The 21,054-nt window shown below is 33.8% G+C and carries 23 protein-coding genes; all 23 read left to right on the plus strand.

What is annotated here, in order from left to right:
* Positions 1-239 precede the first annotated feature (239 nt).
* A complete protein-coding gene (locus ACIQ38_RS03485) occupies positions 240-1,292 on the plus strand; it encodes an ATP-dependent helicase ComFA (protein WP_402818029.1) in 1,053 nt (350 codons plus the stop codon).
* On the plus strand, positions 1,289-1,912 hold the full coding sequence (locus ACIQ38_RS03490; protein ID WP_402818032.1) for a ComF family protein: 624 nt from the start codon (positions 1,289-1,291) through the stop codon (positions 1,910-1,912). The genes ACIQ38_RS03485 and ACIQ38_RS03490 overlap by 4 nt, the downstream gene beginning before the upstream one ends.
* Positions 1,913-1,957: 45 nt before the next feature.
* On the plus strand, positions 1,958-2,365 hold the full coding sequence (locus tag ACIQ38_RS03495; protein WP_402818035.1) for a TIGR03826 family flagellar region protein: 408 nt from the start codon (positions 1,958-1,960) through the stop codon (positions 2,363-2,365).
* Between the two features lie 111 nt (positions 2,366-2,476).
* Positions 2,477-2,740, plus strand: a complete 264-nt coding sequence (gene flgM / locus ACIQ38_RS03500; RefSeq protein WP_402818038.1) for a flagellar biosynthesis anti-sigma factor FlgM — start codon at positions 2,477-2,479, stop codon at positions 2,738-2,740.
* 18 nt (positions 2,741-2,758) lie between these two features.
* A complete protein-coding gene (locus ACIQ38_RS03505; protein WP_402818040.1) occupies positions 2,759-3,250 on the plus strand; it encodes a flagellar protein FlgN in 492 nt (163 codons plus the stop codon).
* An 11-nt stretch (positions 3,251-3,261) separates the two neighbouring features.
* Positions 3,262-4,776, plus strand: coding sequence for a flagellar hook-associated protein FlgK (flgK, locus tag ACIQ38_RS03510; protein ID WP_402818043.1), 1,515 nt, complete (start codon positions 3,262-3,264; stop codon positions 4,774-4,776).
* 142 nt (positions 4,777-4,918) lie between these two features.
* Complete coding sequence (flgL, locus tag ACIQ38_RS03515) at positions 4,919-5,806, plus strand: flagellar hook-associated protein FlgL (protein WP_402818046.1); 888 nt, start codon at positions 4,919-4,921, stop codon at positions 5,804-5,806.
* Positions 5,807-5,857: 51 nt separating this feature from the next.
* Positions 5,858-6,412, plus strand: a complete 555-nt coding sequence (locus tag ACIQ38_RS03520; RefSeq protein WP_402818048.1) for a DUF6470 family protein — start codon at positions 5,858-5,860, stop codon at positions 6,410-6,412.
* A gap of 12 nt (positions 6,413-6,424) precedes the next feature.
* Positions 6,425-6,859, plus strand: a complete 435-nt coding sequence (fliW, locus tag ACIQ38_RS03525) for a flagellar assembly protein FliW (protein ID WP_402818051.1) — start codon at positions 6,425-6,427, stop codon at positions 6,857-6,859.
* Positions 6,859-7,083: a carbon storage regulator CsrA gene (gene csrA / locus ACIQ38_RS03530; protein ID WP_402818054.1), complete on the plus strand. Its 225-nt coding sequence runs from the start codon at positions 6,859-6,861 to the stop codon at positions 7,081-7,083. The genes fliW and csrA overlap by 1 nt, the downstream gene beginning before the upstream one ends.
* Positions 7,084-7,219: 136 nt before the next feature.
* Positions 7,220-8,038, plus strand: coding sequence for a flagellin Hag (hag, locus tag ACIQ38_RS03535; RefSeq protein WP_402818057.1), 819 nt, complete (start codon positions 7,220-7,222; stop codon positions 8,036-8,038).
* A 93-nt stretch (positions 8,039-8,131) separates the two neighbouring features.
* On the plus strand, positions 8,132-9,850 hold the full coding sequence (locus tag ACIQ38_RS03540) for a motility associated factor glycosyltransferase family protein (protein ID WP_402818060.1): 1,719 nt from the start codon (positions 8,132-8,134) through the stop codon (positions 9,848-9,850).
* 1 nt (position 9,851) lies between these two features.
* A complete protein-coding gene (locus tag ACIQ38_RS03545) occupies positions 9,852-10,202 on the plus strand; it encodes a DUF8042 domain-containing protein (RefSeq protein WP_402818063.1) in 351 nt (116 codons plus the stop codon).
* A 198-nt stretch (positions 10,203-10,400) separates the two neighbouring features.
* Entirely contained in the window at positions 10,401-11,363 is a 963-nt protein-coding gene (pseB, locus tag ACIQ38_RS03550) for a UDP-N-acetylglucosamine 4,6-dehydratase (inverting) (RefSeq protein WP_402819587.1), read from the plus strand.
* Between the two features lie 34 nt (positions 11,364-11,397).
* Positions 11,398-12,555 carry a UDP-4-amino-4,6-dideoxy-N-acetyl-beta-L-altrosamine transaminase gene (pseC, locus tag ACIQ38_RS03555; protein WP_402818066.1) on the plus strand — a complete coding sequence of 386 codons (1,158 nt, stop codon included), beginning with the start codon at positions 11,398-11,400 and terminating at the stop codon, positions 12,553-12,555.
* A complete protein-coding gene (locus tag ACIQ38_RS03560) occupies positions 12,552-13,283 on the plus strand; it encodes a cytidylyltransferase domain-containing protein (RefSeq protein ID WP_402818069.1) in 732 nt (243 codons plus the stop codon). The genes pseC and ACIQ38_RS03560 overlap by 4 nt, the downstream gene beginning before the upstream one ends.
* A 10-nt stretch (positions 13,284-13,293) precedes the next feature.
* Positions 13,294-14,376 carry a UDP-2,4-diacetamido-2,4,6-trideoxy-beta-L-altropyranose hydrolase gene (pseG, locus tag ACIQ38_RS03565; protein WP_402818072.1) on the plus strand — a complete coding sequence of 361 codons (1,083 nt, stop codon included), beginning with the start codon at positions 13,294-13,296 and terminating at the stop codon, positions 14,374-14,376.
* The gene (gene pseH, locus ACIQ38_RS03570; RefSeq protein WP_402818075.1) at positions 14,373-14,930 is read left to right on the plus strand and encodes a UDP-4-amino-4,6-dideoxy-N-acetyl-beta-L-altrosamine N-acetyltransferase; all 558 of its coding nucleotides are present in this window, start codon (positions 14,373-14,375) and stop codon (positions 14,928-14,930) included. Before pseG ends, pseH begins: the two co-directional genes overlap by 4 nt.
* On the plus strand, positions 14,927-15,976 hold the full coding sequence (pseI, locus tag ACIQ38_RS03575) for a pseudaminic acid synthase (RefSeq protein WP_402818078.1): 1,050 nt from the start codon (positions 14,927-14,929) through the stop codon (positions 15,974-15,976). Before pseH ends, pseI begins: the two co-directional genes overlap by 4 nt.
* A 210-nt stretch (positions 15,977-16,186) precedes the next feature.
* The gene (locus tag ACIQ38_RS03580) at positions 16,187-18,376 is read left to right on the plus strand and encodes a glycosyltransferase family protein (RefSeq protein WP_402818080.1); all 2,190 of its coding nucleotides are present in this window, start codon (positions 16,187-16,189) and stop codon (positions 18,374-18,376) included.
* A gap of 16 nt (positions 18,377-18,392) precedes the next feature.
* Positions 18,393-19,271: a glucose-1-phosphate thymidylyltransferase RfbA gene (gene rfbA / locus ACIQ38_RS03585; RefSeq protein WP_402818083.1), complete on the plus strand. Its 879-nt coding sequence runs from the start codon at positions 18,393-18,395 to the stop codon at positions 19,269-19,271.
* Positions 19,268-20,362 carry a DegT/DnrJ/EryC1/StrS family aminotransferase gene (locus ACIQ38_RS03590; RefSeq protein WP_402818086.1) on the plus strand — a complete coding sequence of 365 codons (1,095 nt, stop codon included), beginning with the start codon at positions 19,268-19,270 and terminating at the stop codon, positions 20,360-20,362. The genes rfbA and ACIQ38_RS03590 overlap by 4 nt, the downstream gene beginning before the upstream one ends.
* Complete coding sequence (locus ACIQ38_RS03595; RefSeq protein WP_402818089.1) at positions 20,359-21,054, plus strand: WbqC family protein; 696 nt, start codon at positions 20,359-20,361, stop codon at positions 21,052-21,054. The genes ACIQ38_RS03590 and ACIQ38_RS03595 overlap by 4 nt, the downstream gene beginning before the upstream one ends.

The raw sequence follows: 21,054 nt of genomic DNA on the forward strand, positions 1-21,054 counted from the left end.
TCTGGCTTCGCGAACACACCCCATTTCCACGCGAAGCCATCGACGCCCACATCGAAAGCGGTCACATCCACCTCAAACCTGGCATCGAAAAAGACCAAAACCAACCCTTTTTTAGTCAATTAAAGAAGTACGTCTGCAACCGATGCCACAACACGAACCAGCAATTCTTTCACACATTCCACTGTGCACGCTGTAATAAAAACTGCACATATTGCCGCCATTGCATAAGGATGGGGCGGGTGAGTAGCTGTTCAGAGTTGCTGCTTTGGCAATCAGAACCTGCTCGCGGTGCGAATGCTCATGAATTTGCATGGAGCGGCAGGCTAACCCCTCTCCAACATAAAGCAAGCGAAGAACTACTAGCAAGCGTTGAACATAATAAATCACATCTCCTTCACGCAGTTTGCGGAGCAGGTAAAACGGAGCTACTTTTCCCATCCATATTCCAATGCCTAAAACAAGGGAAAAGAGTATGCGTAGCAGCCCCAAGAACTGACGTCATCCTAGAACTATTCCCACGGTTCCAAAAAGTATTTCCAAGAACAACGATTCACGCCTTATACGGAGGAGCACCAGACCAACAAGGCTTTGCCGAACTCATACTCGCCACAACCCATCAGCTATATCGATTTGAAAATGCATTCGACGTCGTATTTGTCGACGAAGCAGATGCTTTCCCATATTACGCAGACCAAACGCTGCAACGCGCAGTGAAAAAAGCAGCAAAACAAGAAGCCGCCATTCACTACGTAACCGCAACACCAACCAAATCACTCCAAACAACAAACCAGTCCGTATTATCCAGAAGATATCATGGACATGACCTACCCGTACCTAGATTCAACAGCTTATGGGGATATGCAAGACAACTAAACAAACAAAAAGTCCCGTACAAACTAAAGCAATGGATCGAAGAAAAAACAAAAAACAACATCCCATTTTTAGTATTCCTACCGACAATCGAAATGCTCGAAAACTTTCCAGGTGACCTACCAAGAGTCCACGCAGAACATCCAGAACGAAAAGAACACGTTATGCAACTCCGTGAAAAGAAAATACCAGGTTTACTAACAACAACCATCCTGGAACGTGGCATCACTATCGAAAATGTTCATGTAGCAGTTGTAGGAGCTGAACAAAAAATCTTCACTTCAAGCGCACTAATCCAAATAAGCGGAAGAGTAGGTCGCTCCGAGAAATACCCAACCGGAGACATCGTCTTTTTCCATCACGGCGTCTCCCGTGAAATGGACAAAGCACAAGCAGCTATCGAAGGATGGAATCAATCATGAATTGCTTACTTTGCGGTACTAATTTCCACCCATCACCGACTTGGCGAAGACTATTCCTATATGAAAAAGAGACCTCCACATGCAACAGATGCTTTAATAAATTTATAATATCAGATGCCGAAATCCATTTTGATGACTTTCAAAATACCCTTTACGAGGGAGCTGTTGATACAGTTGCAGCACTTTATTCATACAACGAAGCGATGAAAAGTTACTTGCACCAATACAAATTCTTACAAGACGTAGCACTCGCGCAAGTTTTCTCCAAAACCTTGCACGAAGCACTCGAAGGAAAAGAAAGCATTATCATACCAATCCCAATGCATCCAGAAAAACTAGTCCAAAGAACATTTGCGCAAGTCGACGAACTACTTAAAAGTGCTGGTATCCCTTTTCAACATTTGCTCACTAAAACAGCAAAAACTGAACAAGGAAAAAAGACAAGAAAGGAACGACTCGAAGCGGCTCCACTCTTTGAATTGACGACTACAATCGAAGAGCGGGACTATATTTTATTTGATGATATTTACACAACCGGCGCCACCATTCACCACGCTGCAAAACTATTAAAAGACTCAGGAGCAACTAGAGTAGAAGCAATTACTTTAATAAAAGGATAAACTGCCGATATAAAAGATAAGACAACTGAACATGGAGGGATCCCTATGGGAGAACTAAAAAATTGCCCATCCTGCGGCGAATTTTTTAACTATACAGGCATAAGAGATGTGTGCAATAACTGCGCCATGAATGAAGAAAAACTATATGAAACAGTCTACCGCTTCTTACGTAAACGTGAAAATCGCGCTGCAACAGTCGAACGAATCGTCGAAGCAACAGGGGTAGAAGAAGAACTGCTACACAAATGGGTTCGGAAAGGTCGCTTGCAACCGGCATTGTTTCCCAATCTTGGCTATCCATGTGACAACTGTGGTAAACTAACAACACAAGGGAAACTTTGTGAAAACTGTGCCCAAGAACTAAAATCCGGACTTCGTCAATTTGAAGCCGCACAAGAGTTTCGTGAAAAAGTAAACAATCAAGATAGCACATATCATAAGGACTATAAATAACTCTCACTATACGTGGGAGTTTTTTCGTGATTATAAAAAAACTCTAAAGACTTGGCCAATCATACCGAAATAAACGGTAGACACTTTTATAGAAGAGGAGGGCATATAATTATGAAAATCACCAATATCGGTATAAACCAAGTAAATCCATATAAACGCAGCCAACAACAAACAGAAAAAGCACAACAAACATCAAGACCAACAACCGATCAACTAGAAATCTCATCCGCGGCTAAAAGCATGCAAACGAAATCTCCAGTGGAGGTGGATCAAGCAGAACGAGTAGCACGAATAAAAGCGGAAATCGATGCAGGCACGTACAAAGTAGATGCAAAAAAGCTAGCATCGAACATCCTAAATTATTACCGCTTGTAAAAAAAGGAGCTTAAAACCATGTCCATCGAAAAGATTTTGCAATCTCTAAACAAACTCGACATGCTACACAAAAGTTTATTAGAAATTGCATACAAAAAAACAGAAGTCATCAAAACGGGAGACATGGACAGTCTAAACCAACTACTCAAGGATGAGCAGGCGCACGTAGCAGGCATTTCTCAGCTAGAACAACAGCGTCAAACAGAGGTAACGGATTACCTTCGAGCAAAAGGAATTGCTCCTACAGACAACCCAACTGTTGCGCTAGTCTTAGAAAGTACCAACACAACCGAAGAAAAAGAACAATTAGGAGCAGCACGCAACAAACTCCTCCTAACACTAGAAACACTCAAACACCAAAACGATTTAAACCAAAAGCTGACACTACAATCACTACAATTCGTCAACTTAACACTAGATACATTACGACCAAAGCCAGACCAAATAAACTACTCAAAATCTGAAGTACAAGCGCCAACATACAAAAACTACTTCGATTCACAAGCATAGGAGGCGAACCCATGGGCTCCACATTTATGGGACTTGAAACAAGTAAACGCGGGCTGACGACACAACAATCCGCACTTTATACAACAGGACATAATATCTCTAACGCCAACACACTTGGTTACTCACGCCAGCGTGTTAATATGGAAGCTACACTAGGTTATCCTGGAACAGGGTTAAATGCACCAAAAATTCCAGGTCATTTAGGGACTGGGGTGCAAGCAGGATCCGTACAACGAATTCGTGACCAGTTTATAGATCGTCAATATAGACAAGAATCTAACAAGCTAGGTTATTGGGAATCACGTTCAACAGCAATCTCTCAAATGGAAGACATCATGGCTGAACCTTCCGAATTCGGTTTAAATACATCAATGGATCAATTTTGGAAGTCACTTCAAGATTTAAGTACTAATCCTGAAAATGCAGCAGCCCGAAAAGTAGTTGTACAACGTGGTATTGGTGTAGCAGAATCCTTCAATTATATTCATAAACAATTATCAGAAATTCAAGGGAATCTAAAAAATGAAGTTCTCACGTCTACAGATGATGTTAATTCTATTTTAAAACAAATAGCTTCTATGAATGAACAAATACAAGCGATTGAACCAAATGGATATATGCCGAATGATTTATATGATGCCCGTGATACTTTGCTTGATGAATTATCACAATACTTTCCAATTGAAATCGAATATACAAAGTCTGGTGGGAATGCATTAGCTATTGCTGAAGGTTCTGTAAAAGTATCTATCAAAACGAAAACTGGCAGCATTGAGGTTATTAACGGTAAAGATGCAGGAAAGCTAACTCCAAACGGAATGTCCAATAACGCTAATTTTGAACCATTCAATGGGTTCACAGTAGCCGGAAGTGGTAAAGTTGCCGGGGGTTCACTTTCATATGATGATATGGAAGATAACAAAGGAAAGATGTTATCTTTGATAAATTCGTATGGACATGGTACAAATGAAGGTTACTATCCTGAAATGCTTTCTAAATTAAATAAAATGGCAGATGCATTTATGAAAGAATTCAATGATATTCATTCCAAAGGCTTCACAATGGAAACGCCTAGTAAAAACGGAGGAGTCTTTTTTACTGGCAGTGGGGCATCAGGTATTGCCGTAAGCAAGGATATAATTGATAATCCCAATCTAATAGCTGCATCAAGTGCAGAGGGTGAAGAAGGAAATGGGAAGTGGGCAATTGAATTAGCAAATATGAAGTCCAAAATTCTGAATGGGCCAGACGGTTTAGATGGAGCAACTGTTCAGTCATTCTATCAATCAATGATTGGACAACTTGGTGTGGACGGAGAGCAAGCAGCAAGACTTGCTTATAATTCCGCGACTATCAAACTCACTGTAGAAAATAATCGTGCTTCCGTCAGCTCTGTATCATTAGATGAAGAAATGACGAATATGATTACATTCCAACAAGCATACAACGCATCAGCACGAATGATTACAGTTATAGATGAAACACTGGACAAAATTATCAACGGCATGGGCCGAGTAGGATTATAAACTAGAAAAGCTTAAGCGCCTCACTCAGTTCCGACAAGCAAATGGGGAAAATCGTGGATGGCGTTCCCTAGCCACCACAGATTTTATCCATTTGACCTCTAGGAGCTAGGCGCTGAAGACTAGACAATAGGAGGTCAATCACATGCGCGTAACACAATCAATGCTTTCAAATAATATGCTACGTAACCTATCTGGTAGTTATAATAAAATGGCGACACTACAGGAACAGATCAACTCAGGTAAGAAAATTACACGTCCTTCACAAGATCCAGTTGTAGCTATCAAAGGAATTGGTTATCGCACTGATTTAAATAAAGTAGAACAGTATCAACGTAACTTAGGTGAGGTCAACAACTGGTTAGATAGCTCAGATGACGCTCTTGATAAAGTAGGAATTGCACTTCACCGTGTACAAGAGCTTGTTACAAATGCTTCTACTGACACATTAACACCTGATGATCGCACAAAAATTGAAAAAGAAATTACACAAATCAAAGAGCAAATACGTGATATGGGGAATACAAAAGTAGGGGATAAATATATATTCTCCGGTACAAATACTAATTCACCGTTACATGATGGTACAAACTTTTTAACAAATGGAACAGCACCAGGGGTAAATAAAGATGTTAATATTGAAGTATATGAAGGTGTAGAAATCACTGTAAATACAAAAGGGCTAGACATATTCCAAAATATTGATGACATGATTACCGGTTTAGAGGCTGATTTAAAAGATCCGAATAAGTCTGGCAAGGATTTTGATAAGTATTTAACAATGAAAAGTGATAATGAAAAAGCTGTTTTAGCGGCTCGTGCAGATATAGGGGCACGTCAAAATCGAGTAGAAATGATGGAAAACAGACTAGGGGCACAAGAAGTCATTGTGACGAAACAACTTTCCAACAACGAAGATATTGACTATGAAAAAGTTATTACAGAAATGATTACACAAGAATCTATCCACCAAGCTGCTCTTTCTGTTGGTGCCAAAATTATTCAGGCAACATTAGTAGATTTTATTAGATAATAAAAAGCGTTTGGACAACTTGTTCAAGCGCTTTCTTTAGAGGTGAGATAAATGAACTTTCTCCAACTACAAATTCGAACAACAGATGCTGAATTAGGATTGAATATTGAAAAACCAAATCAAGTAATCCGACAACCAAAAGCAACTCAACATATTGAACAACCTGCAGCAATCGTAGAAATGCATACAACAAGAGGAGTTGTGGAAATTGATTCCACACAAGCTAGAAGAGATGTAGGAATGATCAGCCCCTTAGAATCTGCTTCCAAATATGCATCGACGGGCCGTCAAAAAGTTATGCAGGGAATTGCAAGGCGTGCAAGTGAAGGCAGACAAATGATGGATATCGCTCATAACTCAGATGCCATCGCATCTATTGCTAAGAAAAACACATTTCCTACTCCAGCAAAATTGGGGATAGACTTTATACCTTCTATTGGTTCTGTAAAGCTGGATTACACGCAAGCAAAAGTAAACATTAATGTACAAACACAAAATCCGAAAATTAGTGCACAAGTAAATAAACCAATTCACGAATATACACCTGGGAATGTATCAGGACATATGCTACAAAACCCATCGATAGAAATAGACTTTATTGTCTAAAAGGAGAAAACTATGAACATCGAAACAAAGTTTCTTGGCCAAGTAACAATAGAAGAAAAAGAAATCATCCAATTTCCAAATGGATTGCCTGGTTTTGAAGACACTAAAGAATTTGTTATTCTACCTTTAGAAAAAGATTCTCCATTTGCAATTTTACAATCAATCAAGCAACAAGAAATTGGATTTGTAATAGCTCTACCATTTGTATTTAAAAAAGAATATGCATTTAATCTTACAGAAGAAGATAAAGAAGAACTGCAAATTAAAACATCAGAAGATTTACTCACATATTCAATTGTAACCTTAAAGGAACCGTTCAACAGTTCGACATTGAATCTACAGGCACCTTTACTAATTAACCATAAACAAAAGGTGGCCAAGCAACTTGTTTTACAAGATGGAAGCACTTTTCCTTTGCGATTTCCGATTGAAGGAGGGAATGTGTAATGCTCGTTCTCTCTCGTAAAAAAGATGAATCTATCATGATTGGTGATCAAATAGAACTGAAAATATTAAGTGTAGATGGCGAGCAGGTTAAACTCGGGATAGTAGCCCCAAAAAGCGTAAAAGTGTACCGAACGGAAGTCTACGATAGCATCCAACAACAAAACAAAGAGGCGTTAAATGTATCTAAATCTTTAATAGAACAACTTTCAAAAAAAATTCTTTAAAATACTATTAAACTATCTTACCCTTGTACGATAATACTATTGTAAGGCAAAAATGGGGCGGCCGACCTTATCCTGCCAAACAAATTCCACAAGGATGTGGAATTAACTAAATTAAAATTCAAGGAGGAATCTCACAATGAGAATTCAACATAATATTTCAGCTTTAAACACACACAGAAACTTAACCGCTAACCAAGGTTCATCTGCTAAAAACTTAGAAAAATTATCTTCAGGTTTCAAAATCAACCGCGCTGGAGACGACGCTGCTGGTCTTGCTATCTCTGAAAAAATGCGTGGACAAATCCGCGGCCTTGACATGGCAACAAAAAATGCTCAAGATTCAATCTCATTAATTCAAACTGCTGAAGGTGCTCTTAACGAAACACACGCTATCCTACAACGTATGCGTGAATTATCAGTACAAGCGGCAAATGATACTAACGTATCTGCTGACCGTACAGCTATTCAAGCTGAGATTACTGCTTTAACTTCTGAAATTGACCGTATTGCTAAGAACACAGAGTTCAATACTCAAAACTTATTAGATGGTAAATTTTCAGGTAAAACATTCCATATCGGTGCTAACTCTGGGCAATCAATTAAATTAAGCATTAGCACAATGGATTCAAAAGCGTTAAAGGTTACTGCTGGAGCTGTTAAGGTTGATACTACAACGGCTGCAAGTAAATCAATTACTGCAATCAATACTGCAATTGAATCAGTATCAAAACAACGTTCACAATTAGGTGCTGTTCAAAACCGTTTGGAGCACACAATCAATAACTTAGGTGCTTCTGCAGAAAACTTAACTGCTGCGGAGTCTCGTATCCGTGATGTTGACATGGCGAAAGAAATGATGAATTTCACTAAGAACAATATCCTAACACAAGCAGCTCAATCTATGCTTGCCCAAGCAAATCAACAACCACAAGGCGTATTACAACTTCTACAATAATATAAATAAAAGTTTTAATCCCACTTTATTTTATAGAGTGGGATTTCTTTATATTCGATTGTAAGTGCCGATATAAGAGGAGAGGTGAAAAATGTGATTCAAGGTTTTAATATAGAGAAAATACAATCGAAAACGGATTTACCTACATTGAAAGTCAATAATTTTTTATTACATAGTAAGTATGATCCCAAAAAAGAAGCAGAACAGTTTGTAAAAAGTCAGTATATAGAGAATCATGTACACTTATTATTCGGTTTTGGTCTTGGTTATTTTGCAGAAGCTTTGAAAAAAAAAATAAATGAAAATGATCGATTAGTAATAATTGATCCTCTATTTAAAGAGATAAAATCAATAACTAATCAAGGTGATTATCATATGATCGTTGACGTGACTGAAAAAAATATTGAAATAGAATTGAATAATTTATTAAATGATTATAACGTAAACGTAAAGTTAATTTGTTCACCAAATTACGATAAATTGTTTCCAGACCTTTACAAATTAGTGTTGAAGACAGTAAAGGATGTATTGAGTGTAAATTCAGTTTTTTTTAATACGATTAACTATTTTGCGGAAATATGGCAGGAAAATTACATTCGAAATTATTTCTATATATTTGAAGATGGGAGTTTGTCGGAATTAGAGAAACGATATAATCTTCCGGTAGTGATTGCCTCTGGGGGCCCTTCACTAACGAAGCAAATTCCCTTACTTAAAAAGGTAAGAAATAATGTTCTACTCATTGCAGCTGGGTCAACTGTTAATACACTTTTGCATTATGATATTGAAGCGGATTATGTTGTTTCTGTTGATGGTTCGATAGCGAATTATAATCATTTTAAGGATAGTATTTTTCAAAAGTCTAAATTAATATATAGTGTAAGAAATCACTATAAAATTAGGGAACAATTTAAAGGTCCTGCTTTTAGCTTTATTCCTTCATTCGAACCTGGTGTGTATGAGCATATTGAAAAGATTACCGGAAAACAATTACCAACACTACTTGGAGGAGCATCTGTTGCTAACTACACACTTACAATTGCAGAGCGTATTTCAAGTGGCCCTATTGCGCTGATTGGTCAAGACTTAGCTTATACGGAGAACAAAACCCATGCAGAGCATAATAAGCATTTTTCTAATGTAAACGATAAGTTCAAAGAAGAAAGAAGAACTTTCTTTACAGAAGGTTATGATGGAGAAAATGTATTAACTGATGCCGTCTTTCTTTCGATGAAGAAAGGTTTTGAACAAATTGCTGAAGTATCTGAAGAAGCGAAGCGGTTCTTTAATTGCACAGAGGGTGGTGTGAAAATAAAAGGATTTAGGCAAAAAACCTTTCAAGAATTCTGTGATGACATTGAATCATGGAAAGAAAAAAGTCGGAACAATGAATGTATTGGTCCTTCTGTAGATATAAATAATTGGCGAGACTTTTATGCGAAAATTCAAGCAGAAATTAAAATTTATGAGGAAATATTGCATCAATTAAACAAGGGTTTAAGACATTTAAAAGAAAATCCTTCTAAAATAATGTTTAGCCAAAAAGCTATTAAAGGTTTGAATAAAGTAGATAAAAAACTAAAAGAATTGCTAAATAAGGTATCAATGAATAGCATTGTGGAACCGGTAACAATGGATGTGTTAAATAAGTTTTTGCCAAAGCAAGGTGAAAGCAAGGCGGAAGAATACGCCCGAGTATTTAAACAAAATCAAGTCTTATATGATAGGCTTTTAAATGCAACGAACCTTTCAAGGAGATATACAGAGAACTTGTTAGAACAAATAAAAAAAACAAGACATGGGGATGAGTAAAGTGAATGAAGCATTACATGAAGTAATTGTGTCTTACAATGAGTATATTAAAAAAGTTCCTGTCGGATGCCAAAAAATTGCAGACGATTTGCGAGAAAATCAAATTACTAATGGGTTAAAAAGGATTATGGATTTTAGTGAAGGTGTAGCATGGCTAACAGAAGCAAGCGAATTATTTCATAAGAATAGCTTGACAGTTTATTTGAAAACGAATAAAATTCATGACTTTTTGGAATTAATCAATCATGGACTAGAAATACAGGATTATGTGTTGGTTGCCGATATGTTTGAATATGAAATCCAACCATTCTTTAAAGATTGTCAAGTTATTGAAGTTTCGGATTTGCAATGAACTGCGTGCGTTTCTATTAGTAGAATTACCTAGAATAACATAATCTGATCTTATCAATTTGTTTATAAATAGTAACAATCAAATAAACAACAATCATTAAGATAAGGAAAGATAAAAATGAGTCGGTATTTGTAATATGGCTTATAGACAATCTCGAAAAAACTTATAAATAAGCAGGTGGCATTTGTGAAGAATAATATTATATCAAATAAAACAATCTTAGTGACTGGTGGGACAGGTTCTTTTGGGAAAAAATTCATAAAAAAAATCTTAGAGTTTGATGTGAAGAAGGTAATTGTCTTTAGTCGTGACGAATTAAAACAGTACGAAATGTCACAAGAATTTACAGACGATAGAATTAGATTTTTTATTGGAGATGTTCGAGACAAGGATAGGCTTTACCGTGCATTCGATGGTGTGGACATTGTCATTCATGCTGCTGCAATGAAGCATGTGGAAGCATGTGAATATAATCCTTTTGAAGCTGTCAAAACGAACATACATGGAGCTCAAAATATTATAGAAGCTGCAATTGATCGTGGTGTAGAGAAAGTAATTGCTCTAAGTACTGATAAAGCATGCAGTCCAGTAAATCTCTATGGAGCGACAAAGCTTGCTTCTGACAAATTATTTGTTGCAGCAAATTCATACGTTGGAGATAAAAAAACACGTTTTGCAGTTGTTCGTTACGGAAATGTTGTTGGAAGTCGAGGTAGTGTCGTTCCTTTCTTCCAAAAGATTAAAGAAACTGGTACTTTGCCTATTACAGATGATCGTATGACTCGCTTTTGGATTACTTTAGATCAAGGAGTTCAATTTGTTTTAGATGGACTAGTTCACATGGCAGGCGGAGAGATATTCGTTCCAAAAATTCCAAGTATGAAGGTTGTTGATTTAGCAGAAGCAATCGCCCCTGAATGTGAAATAAAAATTGTCGGTATCCGTCCAGGAGAAAAATTGCACGAAGCAATGATAACTGAAGATGATTCACGACGAACGGTAGAATTTGATTCATACTACGTAATTCAACCAGAGTTTCCATGGTGGAGTAAAAAAGAAATAGAAGGGAAACCACTTCCCGATGGGTTTAAATACACTAGTGATATAAATGATGATTGGTTAAAAGTAGAGCAATTAAGAGAACTAGTAGAAAAAATGTAGTCTCTGACTACATTTTTTCTTTAAGGAGCTAATGATGAGAGATACATACTTACCTTATGGAAAGCAATGGATAGACGAAGAAGACATTGAAAAAGTCGTGAATATATTAAGAGGTGATTATTTAACGACAGGTCCAAACATTCTGGACTTCGAGCAAAATGTAGCAAACTATGTTGGGGCTGAGTATGCTGTTGCCTTCTCAAATGGAACTGCCGCTTTGCATGGTGCTACTTTTGCTGCAGGCATTAAGAAGGGGGATGAAGTAATTACTACTCCTCTCACATTTGCAGCTAGTGCAAACTGTGTTTTATATGAGGGTGGAACAGTTGTTTTTGGGGATATTAATCCTAGAACATATAATATTAGCCCTATAGAGATTGAAAACAAGATTACTTCAAAAACAAAAGCGATTATTCCAGTTCATTTTACTGGTCAACCAGCTCAATTAGATGAAATTCATACACTTGCTAAAAGAAATAATTTAGTAGTAATTGAAGATGCTGCACATGCTTTAGGTGCAAAGTATAAAGGGAAAAAAATAGGAGCCCTTAGTGATATGACCATGTTTAGTTTTCATCCTGTGAAACATATTACAACAGGTGAAGGCGGTGTTATTACAACGGATAATAAAGAATATTACGATAAACTCATACAATTTCGTTCACATGGGATTACGAGAGATTCTTCATTAATGCAGGAAAATCATGGTCCATGGTATTATGAAATGCAGTTTTTGGGTTATAACTACCGCATGACTGATATTCAAGCAGCCCTTGGTAGTAGTCAACTAAATAAACTCGATAGTTTTATTCTTAGACGAAAAGAAATTGTCGCTGCATATAACGAAGCATTTATTCAAATTCCGCAAGTTCAAATTCCATTTCAGGAAAAAGATACAGATTCAAGCTGGCATTTGTATGTGTTGAAATTGAATTTAAATTACTTGACAGTTTCTCGTAAAGAGGTATTTGAAGAGCTTCAAAAATTAAATATAGGTGTGAATGTTCACTATATCCCTGTACACACTCTTCCGTACTACCAACAGCTTGGATATGTGAAAGGCACTCTACCAAATGCAGAAAACCTCTATGAAGAAATAATATCATTACCTATGTTTCCTTTAATGCAGGATCAAGATGTGAAGGATGTCATCGAAGCAGTGAAATTAGTAATAGGGAAAGTGAAAAAATGACTGTTTTAGCGATTATTCAAGCTCGAATGGGGTCTACTAGACTACCAGGGAAAATATTAAAACAAGTAAATGGTAAAGCCTTATTAGCTTATCAGCTAGAAAGAGTAAGACAGTCTAAATGTATAGATAGAATTGTAATTGCTACAACAATTCATCAACAAGATGAACAAATTGTTAAGTTTTGTGAGCAGCATGGAGTGAATTATTATAGGGGATCCGAAAATGATGTGCTTGCTCGTTATTATCAAGCTGCTGAACAATTTGATGGAGACATTATTGTTAGGTTAACTTCAGACTGTCCAATTATTGACCCAGTCATAATAGATGAAACGATTATCTATTATAAAGAACATGCTTCTGAGTTTGATTATGTGTCAAATACAATTGAAAGAACATATCCACGAGGGTTAGATACAGAAGTATTTTCTAAAAAAGCATTGAAGAAATCATACGAAAAAGCTATCCTCGAAAAGGATAGGGAGCATGTTACAGCATATATGTATTCTAATCCTCAAATATTCCGAATAGGAAATATTTCTAACACTCAAGATTTAGGAAGCCATCGTTGGACGGTTGATACGATGGAGGATTTCCAATTACTTGAATTTATTTTAACTAATTTATATTCAGAATATCAACTATTTTATATGAGAGATGTTATTGAGCTACTCGAGAAACATCCAGATTGGGTTCAAATAAATGCCCATGTTGAACAAAAGAAATTATAGGGTGGAAAATATGAACGTATTTATCCGAACAGATGCATCTATTCAAATAGGTTCTGGGCATGTGATGCGATGTCTAACTTTAGCGAAACAATTGGAAAAGTATAATGTGAATGTAAAGTTTGTTTGTCGAAACATAGATGGAAATATGATTAACTATATAGCACAACAGGGCTTTGATGTATTTACACTTTTCACAGAAATTGACACAATTTCACATTGGGACTGGACAAGGGAACAATGGCATGATGATGCAAAGGAAACTATATCAATTATTCAGCTCGAACAGAAGACTGTAGATATGTTAATAGTAGATCATTATTCCATTGATATTAAATGGGAGCGACAATTACGCCCTTTTGTTAATAATATAATGGTAATTGATGATGTGGCTGATAGAAATCATGATTGTGATTTATTATTGGATCAGAATTATTATTCAGATATGGAAAATCGGTATAAGAATTTGGTACCTAAGGACTGTATCCAATTATTAGGACCTAATAATGCTTTATTAAGAGAAGAATTTTTAGAAATCAATCCCGCTAAATATAAAAGAGATGGAACGATAAAAAATATTTTTATATTCTTTGGTGGTTCAGATATAACGGGGGAAACTCTAAAAACTTTATATGCTATTGAAAAGTATATGGAAAAAAATATCACTTTTAATATCGTAATAGGTACAGCAAATCCCTTTAAAAATCAAATTAAATTGTTTTGTGATCAATATGATAATATCAATTTGCATTGTAATATAGATTATATGGCTAGACTAATGGCACACGCAGATTTAGCAATAGGAGCAGGGGGAACAGCTTCTTGGGAAAGAATATACCTAAGACTACCTGCTATTGTAGTAATTTTAGCAAATAATCAAATAGAATTAACAAAAACATTGGCAAGTACTGGTGCAATTCAATCGATTGGAGAAACAAACATGGTTAGACAGTTAGATATTCAGCAATATGTAGAACTATTGATTAATAATCCACAAATCGTGAGGAAAATGGCAGAAAAGTGTTTAAGCATAATTGACTCTTCAATTATACGAGAAAAAAAAATAGCAACTCAAATAATGGAGTTTTTGAAATGAATATAGAAAATGGAGCAATGTTAAAAAATATTGAATTCGAAGATCTATCATTAGTTTTAAAATGGAGAAATCAACAACATATAAGAAATGTAATGTTTAACAGTAATATTATTTCGATGAAGCAACATAGAGTTTGGTTTAAAAGTCTAGAAAATAATAAAACGGCAATTTCAAAAATGTTTTATTTTAATGACATTCCTTATGGAATATTAAATATCAATCAAATTAACTTAGAACATAATACTTGTGAATGGGGATTTTATATTGGTGAAGTTTCTGCTCCAAGCGGCATTGGGATAGTTTTAGGTTATACCGCATTAAATTTTATCTTTAAAGAGTTAAATATACGAAAAGTGAATGCAGAGGTTCTTGAAAATAATCCCAAGAGTAGAGCTTTTCATGAAAAACTTGGATTTAAGCATGATGGTACACTTAGAAAACATATTTTTAAGGATAGAGAATATTTGGATATTGATGTCTATAGCCAATTTAATACCGAATGGATAAGTCATTCACAACGAATAGAACAAAAAATAAAGGAATGGTATCTATGAAACCAATTACAGTTGAAAATATAAAGATAGGACCAAATGAGCAACCTTTTATCATTGCTGAAATGTCTGGCAATCATAATCATTCTTTAGAAAGAGCTATAGAGATTGTTGAAGCAGCAGCAAAGGCAGGAGCTCATGCACTTAAAATTCAAACATATACTGCTGATACGATGACATTAAATATAGAAAACCCTGAATTCAAAATAAATGATCAAAATAGTCTTTGGGATGGACAAAACTTATATCAACTGTACCAACAAGCATACACTCCATGGGAATGGCATAAATCAATTTTTGACCGTGCAAGGGAGCTAGGTATAATTGCATTCAGTACACCTTTTGATGATACTGCAGTCGATTTTTTAGAAAAATTAGACGTACCTCTTTATAAAATTGCTTCTTTTGAAAATACAGACCTACCACTTATTAAAAAAGTAGCATCTACAGGTAAACCAATGATTGTTTCTACAGGAATGGCGACAATCTCAGAGTTAGATGAATTAGTGAGAACAGCCAGAGAAGGAGGCTGCAGAGAGTTGATATTATTAAAATGTACAAGTACCTATCCTGCTACCCCTGAAAATACAAATATTTCCACGATTCCTCATATGAGTGAACTTTTTGATGTGCAGGTTGGCTTATCAGACCACACAATGGGAACTGGTGTATCAGTGGCAGCGGTTGCGTTAGGAGCAACTGTAATCGAAAAACATTTCACTCTATCTCGGAAAGATGGTGGGATAGATGCTGCGTTTTCTCTGGAACCAACTGAAATGCAATCACTAGTAGAAGAAACGCGACGTGCATGGCAAGCTTTAGGAAAAGTCACTTATGGACCGACTGAAAAGGAAAAAGCATCATTGAAATTTAGACGATCTATATATGTATCCAAAGATATTAAGGCTGGCGAGAAGTTTACTTCTGATAATATTAAAATTATAAGACCAGGTTTCGGTTTAGAACCAAAGTACTATGAATTGGTAGTTGGTGGTAAATCTAAAAGGGATTTGAAAGTAGGAGAGCCATTAGTGTTTGGGGATATATAAGTATTATTTTTTTAAAAAGAATATATAATATAAAAAAATTTGATGTATATAAAATAATCAAGGATTTCAAAATAGGCAAGGCTTGGGTTATATCTTTGAATTAATAAACATTAAGAATAGACAGTTCAAATAATTTTAGAAAAATATTTCTGGGAAAATTAGTAAGATTAACAAACTAAAAAATAAAAAGATTAATTAAAAGGTGAGAGTTTGAGAAAAGTAATTATAATACTAAAAGATGAATTTTCTAAGGAACTAAATGAATATCAAAATTTATTAAATCAATATGCCAGTAATAATTATGAAATTAATTTATTCGAAGATTATACAGATAAGATAAAATTAAATGATTTCGAATTAATTAAGTCTTATTTCGATGTTGAAAATTTTCATGACTATGATCTTGTGTCAGATGACCATAATCTTATTTTTTTGTGGTACAGACTTTATCATAATCTATTTAATGAGTTTATATTAATTTTCAATAAATATATTGAACCCAATTTTAAAGAATTAAAAAAAGAAGAGATACTATTGTTCAGTAAGATAATCAAATTTGACGGAATTTCAGAAGAGATTTTAAAGAAGAAATTATATATCAATATCAATAAAAATAATTATTTCGAAATATTTGATAGATTTATTAAAATATTATATAAATTAGAAATTATTGATGCTATTAATTTAAAAGAGAGAAATGAAAATAAACTCTATAATAAAAAATATCAAATTTCTGATGGAATTAGCTACACTTTTAATTATTTGAATAGTAATGAATATCAAATAATAAATTTATCAGGAAATGAGTTTTCAATAATTCAACATCTATCATTTGACAAACTGAATAAACAATCAACAAGCATGGATTTACTTGCATGGTTTGTTCATTACATACAATCTATCATCAAAAACAACTCGAAATTGTTAAATATAATAACTATAATTTATACAGAAAATCCTCAAAAAAATGAAGAATTTTCGAATAAAGTAATTTCAATTCTTAAAAATATAGAACCTCCTTTTCAAGATAAACTTAACTTATTATTCATACTACTGAAATTAACGAAAGAGAATGAGGATATTGTTAATCAATTATTTATTTTATTAAAGAAAGATAGTGATAATATTGAAATTCATCACAATGTGATAATAAACCTTTTTTCTGCTATGTTTTCAAATAGAATAGAAAATAAAAATGAATACTATCTATTAATTAGACAAGCGATGATGAAAATCTCTAATTTCTATAAAAAAAGTTTAGAAGTAAAAAAAAACTCAGTTAGTAATCATAATAGAATTGTAATAACAGTTGATTTGTTATTAAATGAAATGCATTCTCCTACTAAAGTATTTATCGATTTCTGTAATCAACTTGTTAGAAATACCAATTTTGAGCTTCTAATAATAATTGAAGAAAATTTTATTCCTAGTAAAGAAGAAATATTTGAGACGGCATTAATTATAGGTAATCCATCGGAAGATTGTAAAAAAATACATGAAAATCTATTGAAAGATAAAAGAATAAAATTGTTCTATTCTAATACAAAGGAAACTAAAGTTCAACGATTAAAGAATATAAATAATACGATAAAAGAATTCAACCCATCAGTTCTTTTGTCCTATTCGACATTCTCTATAATCCAAAATATACAGTTTAACAATATTCCGATTATTTATATATCTTTTGGGAATGAATACTCCTTAGCTTTAGCAAATCTTTATCTATATAAAAATAAATTAAAAGCTCTAGAGATAGAGAACTCAGCGATATGTCCTGTCACTAGTAATATTGAAGCATTTATTAATGACTTTGAACTTCTTCCCAAAAATAAAGTATTTAGTAGGAAGGACTTTAATTTAGAGGAATCTGATTTTGTTATTATAACAGTTGGAAATAGACTTCAAAATGAAATTACTGAAAACTTAGTACAAGAAATGCAAAGATTCATACTAAAAAATAATAATGTAAAGTGGTTATTAGTTTCTCCAGAGCTACCATTATTTTTAAAAAAACGATATAAAGAATTACTCAAGAATAATATTATTCATATTACTTATGAATCGGATTTACTCGCACTAACTTCAATATGCGACGTGTATTTAAACCCTAAAAGAATAGGTGGGGGGTATTCAATTGCTGCTGCGATGCAAGAGGGAGTACCAATACTAATGACGGATTTTGAATCAGACGGGTTAATTATTGCTGGACGAGAAAATGCTTCTGGTTCCAGTTATGAAGAATTAATATTGGAACTTGAGAAAATGTACGAAGATAGCAACTATAAATATTATAAAGGGGAAATCTTTAAAGCAAAAATGTCGAATTTAAGCGAAACGAGTAGGTTTCCCGAATTATTAGTTCATATTAATGAAACGTTAAAGAAGTTTCAATCAATTTAAATAGGCGGGATTAAAAATGAAAGGTATCATTTTAGCAGGTGGATCCGGAACACGATTATCACCCATAACAAAAGCATTTTCTAAACATCTATTACCTATATATGATAAGCCGATGATATATTATCCGTTATCAGTATTGATGTTAGCGGGAATCAAAGAAGTTTTAATTATTACAACTGAACGGGATTTGCCAATATATAAACGTTTACTAAATAATGGTTCTCAATGGGGGATTAGTATAAAATATAAAATTCAAGAAAGCCCTAATGGAATTGCTGAAGCATTTATTTTGGGAGAAGAGTTTATTGGAGTTGATTCTGTTTGCTTAATACTTGGCGACAATATTTTCTATGGTCAAGGATTTACTCCAGTTTTAAAAGATGCAACAAACATAACTGAAGGTGCAATTGTATTTGGTTATCAAGTAAACGATCCGAAACGTTTTGGAGTTGTTGAGTTTAATAATGAAATGAAAGTAATATCGATTGAAGAAAAACCTAAAAGCCCCAAGTCAAATTACGCAGTAACTGGTTTATATTTCTTTGATAACAAAGTAATTAACTTTGCAAAGAAAATTAAACCTTCATCTAGAGGTGAACTAGAAATTACAGATATAAATAAAAAATATCTAGAATCTGGAGAACTAAGTGTAAAAGTATTAGGTCGTGGATTTGCATGGTTGGATACAGGGACCTTTGAGAGTTTAATTGAAGCGGGGCAATTTGTCCAGACAATTGAAAAAAGACAAGGCTATAAGATTGCTTGTTTGGAAGAAATTTCTTATAAAAATAAATGGATTACTACTGAACAACTAAGTGTGCTTTCAAAACAATATAGTAATGACTATGGCAATTATTTGAATAATCTCGCAGAAGAAGGAGGATTATTAATATGATTCCAGTATCGAAACCATACCTCCCCTCCCTAGAAGAGTATAGTAAGTTTCTTAAAATTATTTGGGAAAACAATCAACTCACTAATAATGGACCTTTAGTGAGGCGTTTAGAAAATGAAATTACAGAATACTTAAATGTTGATAAAGTATATTATGTTACCAATGGTACCACCGCTCTTCAATTGGCAATAAAAGCGCTTGGATTGACTAAAGAGATCATTACTACGCCATTTTCATTTGTAGCTACCACTACTTCTATTATTTGGGAGAGTTGCACACCTGTTTTTGTTGATATTGAATCTAATACTTTTTGTATTAATGCTGATTTAATAGAATCTGCAATTACAGAAAAAACGGAAGCAATATTAGCAACTCATGTTTTTGGTTATCCTTGTGATGTTATTAAGATTCAGAAAATTGCTGAGAAATATGGACTTAAAGTAATATATGACGGCGCGCATGCTTTTGGGTCGATAATAAATGGAAAGTCACTGCTATCTTATGGTGACATATCTACAGTTAGCTTCCATGCTACGAAATTGTTTCATACAATAGAGGGAGGGGCAGTAATTGTAAATCGTGAAGAAAGTATAGTCAATGAATTATCTTTATTAAGATCTTTTGGTAATGTAGGAGATAATCATATATCACCAGGAGTGAATGGCAAGAACTCAGAGTTTCATGCGGCTATGGGGTTATGTAATTTACCCATACTAAATCATATAATTGAAAAAAGAAAACATCTTTCAAAATTTTATGATGCTAATATTAAAGGGTTTTTTCAACTTCCAAAACCGTTATATGAATTTGAATACAACTATGCTTATTACCCTATGATCTTAAAATGTGAATCTGAATTATTGCATGTCAAAGCAAAGTTAGAGGAACACGGTATTTTAGCTAGACGATATTTTTATCCATCTTTAAATAAAATTTCCTATTTAAATAATAAGCTGACATTAAAAGTATCAGAAGATATAGCTTCTCGAATACTATGCCTACCTTTATTTCATCAAATAGAGAATGAAGAATTAGAGAGAATTGTTTCAATTGTAAATAAAATTAACCAAAAACGGGTGGAAAAGATATGAAGATAGGAATAATGCAACCTTACTTTTTTCCTTATATAGGATATTTTCAACTTATGAACGCAGTTGATAAATTTATAGTTTATGATGATATACAGTATACGAAGAGTGGATGGATAAATAGAAATCGAATTAGAAATAATGATAAGGATTTTTTATTTACAATTCCTATTAAAAAAGGTTCAAGTTATGAATCAATTATTGAAAAAGAAATTTCAAGCGATTTTAGTAGAGATAATTTAATAGGACAAATTAATACTTTTTATAAAAATGCTCCTTATTATTATGATGTTATTCCATTAATTAAAGAGATAATAATGTATGACACTAAAAACTTATTCAAGTATATATTTAATTCAATAATAAAAGTAAAAAAATACTTAGGGCTGGATACCAAGATATTGATTTCATCAAGTATTCCTATTGAAAATAGTTTGAAATCTACAAAGAAAGTAATATCCATTTGTAAAGCTACTTCAGGAAATATATATATTAATTTACCTGGAGGGAAGGAGTTATATTCCAAGGATATATTTATTGAATCAAACCTAGAATTAAAATTTATTGAATCAAACCCCATATTATATAATCAATCATCTGAAATATTTATTGAAAATCTATCAATAATCGATGTGTTAATGTTTAATGATTTAAAAACAATCAAAAAGTTTTTATGCAATTACAATCTTGTTTAA

The organism is Psychrobacillus sp. NPDC096389, assembly GCF_044762855.1.
In the GTDB taxonomy this organism is placed as follows: domain Bacteria; phylum Bacillota; class Bacilli; order Bacillales_A; family Planococcaceae; genus Psychrobacillus.

Bases quoted from the DNA above. Each gene is read 5' to 3' on its own strand.
- ACIQ38_RS03490 (WP_402818032.1), top strand. From the start codon at position 1,289: ATGAATTGCTTACTTTGCGGTACTAATTTCCACCCATCACCGACTTGG.
- ACIQ38_RS03495 (WP_402818035.1), top strand. From the start codon at position 1,958: ATGGGAGAACTAAAAAATTGCCCATCCTGCGGCGAATTTTTTAACTAT.
- flgM (WP_402818038.1), top strand. From the start codon at position 2,477: ATGAAAATCACCAATATCGGTATAAACCAAGTAAATCCATATAAACGC.
- ACIQ38_RS03505 (WP_402818040.1), top strand. From the start codon at position 2,759: ATGTCCATCGAAAAGATTTTGCAATCTCTAAACAAACTCGACATGCTA.
- flgK (WP_402818043.1), top strand. From the start codon at position 3,262: ATGGGCTCCACATTTATGGGACTTGAAACAAGTAAACGCGGGCTGACG.
- flgL (WP_402818046.1), top strand. From the start codon at position 4,919: ATGCGCGTAACACAATCAATGCTTTCAAATAATATGCTACGTAACCTA.
- ACIQ38_RS03520 (WP_402818048.1), top strand. From the start codon at position 5,858: ATGAACTTTCTCCAACTACAAATTCGAACAACAGATGCTGAATTAGGA.
- fliW (WP_402818051.1), top strand. From the start codon at position 6,425: ATGAACATCGAAACAAAGTTTCTTGGCCAAGTAACAATAGAAGAAAAA.
- csrA (WP_402818054.1), top strand. From the start codon at position 6,859: ATGCTCGTTCTCTCTCGTAAAAAAGATGAATCTATCATGATTGGTGAT.
- hag (WP_402818057.1), top strand. From the start codon at position 7,220: ATGAGAATTCAACATAATATTTCAGCTTTAAACACACACAGAAACTTA.
- pseC (WP_402818066.1), top strand. From the start codon at position 11,398: ATGAGAGATACATACTTACCTTATGGAAAGCAATGGATAGACGAAGAA.
- ACIQ38_RS03560 (WP_402818069.1), top strand. From the start codon at position 12,552: ATGACTGTTTTAGCGATTATTCAAGCTCGAATGGGGTCTACTAGACTA.
- pseG (WP_402818072.1), top strand. From the start codon at position 13,294: ATGAACGTATTTATCCGAACAGATGCATCTATTCAAATAGGTTCTGGG.
- pseH (WP_402818075.1), top strand. From the start codon at position 14,373: ATGAATATAGAAAATGGAGCAATGTTAAAAAATATTGAATTCGAAGAT.
- pseI (WP_402818078.1), top strand. From the start codon at position 14,927: ATGAAACCAATTACAGTTGAAAATATAAAGATAGGACCAAATGAGCAA.
- rfbA (WP_402818083.1), top strand. From the start codon at position 18,393: ATGAAAGGTATCATTTTAGCAGGTGGATCCGGAACACGATTATCACCC.
- ACIQ38_RS03590 (WP_402818086.1), top strand. From the start codon at position 19,268: ATGATTCCAGTATCGAAACCATACCTCCCCTCCCTAGAAGAGTATAGT.
- ACIQ38_RS03595 (WP_402818089.1), top strand. From the start codon at position 20,359: ATGAAGATAGGAATAATGCAACCTTACTTTTTTCCTTATATAGGATAT.